The 2,086-nt window shown below is 42.9% G+C and carries 3 protein-coding genes; all 3 read left to right on the top strand.

Annotated features, from left to right (window positions below; translation table 11 throughout):
- On the top strand, nucleotides 1-598 hold a 598-nt coding region (locus tag IQR33_RS26215; protein ID WP_228014157.1), incomplete at its 5' end, for a phosphate ABC transporter substrate-binding protein.
- 178 nt (nucleotides 599-776) lie between these two features.
- Nucleotides 777-1,550 (top strand): DeoR/GlpR family DNA-binding transcription regulator, encoded by a 774-nt coding sequence (locus tag IQR33_RS26210; protein ID WP_193837401.1) that lies wholly within the window; start codon nucleotides 777-779, stop codon nucleotides 1,548-1,550.
- Between the two features lie 11 nt (nucleotides 1,551-1,561).
- A partial coding sequence (locus IQR33_RS34450; RefSeq protein WP_228014156.1) for a Gfo/Idh/MocA family oxidoreductase occupies nucleotides 1,562-2,086 on the top strand: 525 nt, incomplete at its 3' end.

Here is a 2,086-nt window from a genome sequence, read left to right as displayed (position 1 = left end):
CTCCCGATTTCAAAGAGAAAGAGGCCACAGGCCTACACGTTTGTTTTTAATGGCAAACGCTATTGTCGTAATCAATAGTCAAAAGAGTACGGTAGATAGTGTTTCCGTTAGTGAATTGAAACGCTGTGATGCAAATACGTATGCTTTCGGGGAGATGCGTTTAAGTAACCCAGATGTGAGCTCTAATGGTTGTCAATCATCGATTCAAATGCTTGATGAAGACCGATTGAAACGGGCTTTAAGTGACGACTTGTCAGCCAAAGCTTATATGCGATACTCCGATTTTAAATACTCAGAACAGTGGTCGAGCTACAAGGCTCTCTCTGTTCATCATAACGATGACTCATGCTCTTTGAGCACAGATTGCATCTATTCTCTTCGCTATCCACTTTCCGTGGTCTATTACGTTTATATAAATAAACAATTCGACACCAATCAGAAGATCACAAAATCAAAGCTATTTGAACTCCTTACAACCGACAACAATACACAACAGGTACGAAATGCTGGGTTTATTCCACTACCAAAAGCGCTTATTAAAATAAATAGAGTGAAGTTAGGGCTAGATGAGCCAGTTGTTTTAAATGGGTATAAATAAACTTCATACGCCTAACTATGTGGGCTTGAGTGAACGTACCGTCCTAGGAAGTTTTGCCTTGCTGCTCATTTATCTTTGGTTAACCTTTGGTCAATTGAGTTGGTTGTAAGTGGTTTTGTTGGTAATTTTTCTATCATTGTGGCAAGTTTACTTAAAACCACTTAAGTGAATTTAAGTCATGACACAAGAAGAAAGACTCGTAGCACTCAGAGCGAAGCTGGAGCAGCAAAACAAAGTAACGTTGTCTGAAGTTTGTGAGTACTTTGGTATCTCGCGAGATTCAGCTCGTCGAGACTTAGTTAAGTTGAGTCAGCAACCTGGGTTACAAAGAATACGAGGTGGTGTCATGCTTGCGCCGATCTCTTCCCATACCGAGGCATACGCGAGTCGACCCGTGAGTGACGTTAAACATCGACTGGCTCAAGCTGCCGCAGCGTTGTTGGATGAGCGCGACCATCTTGTTATTGATACCAGCACCATTTTGTCTCTGCTCCCACTCTATGCAGGAAAAGCGCATTGTGGAGAAAACAAGCTCAACGTCGTCACTAACAGCATTGATGTGCTGACTGCTGCTGAAACAAACGACATAATGGACGTTCATTTCTTAGGCGGACACTTTGACCCTTATGCCAGAGCAGTTTTAGGGGCGCAAGCAGAGCAGCAAATGCAGCATTATCACGTGAACAAAGCGTTCATTGGCGTGTGTGCATTGTCATCCCGAGGGCTGACAACAAATAGTTTGTTAGAAGCAACAATGAAACAAGCGATGATTGCTCAAGCTCAGCAGGTCATCGTCGTTTGTGAATCCCGAAAAATTGGTAGCGACAATTTCCACCACGTATGTGATTTGTCAAAGATCGACATCATTATTACCGATCATCCCCCTCAATCAGATTTTCAACAACTCCTCGATCACAATGATATTGAATGTATTGTTGTGTCACCGAAATAAGGAATCTTAGAATGGCTTACGATCCCGTAAAAACCGCTGTGATTGGTTACGGATATTCAGCAAAAACGTTTCATTTACCCTTCATTAAATCGCTACCAAATTTAACGCTGAGCGCGATAAGCTCTCGTCAACAGGAGGCGGTTCAAAATGATTGGCCAGATGCTAAGTGGTTTTCTGATGCGAATACTTTACTCGATGATAGTGATGCAGAGCTCGTAATCATTACTGCGCCAAATGACGTACATTACGAACTTGCAAAGCGTGCGTTGAACAATGGGAAACACGTCATCGTCGAGAAACCGTTTGTTACTCGGATAGAAGATGGTAATGAACTTATCGCATTAGCCGAAGAGAAAGGTCTGGTGCTGAGCGTTTTTCACAATAGACGTTGGGATGGAGACTTTCTCACGGTTAAATCTCTTATCGAACAAGGTAAGTTAGGTGATATAAAGCTGTTTGAGTCGCACTTTGATCGCTACCGTCCTGAAGTTCGTCAACGCTGGCGAGAGCAGGCTCAAGATGGCGGTGGTATTTTA

The sequence above is a fragment of the Vibrio sp. OPT46 genome, from assembly GCF_015163535.1.
Lineage (GTDB): Bacteria > Pseudomonadota > Gammaproteobacteria > Enterobacterales > Vibrionaceae > Vibrio > Vibrio alginolyticus.
This window is presented reverse-complemented; position numbering and strand designations above follow the sequence as displayed.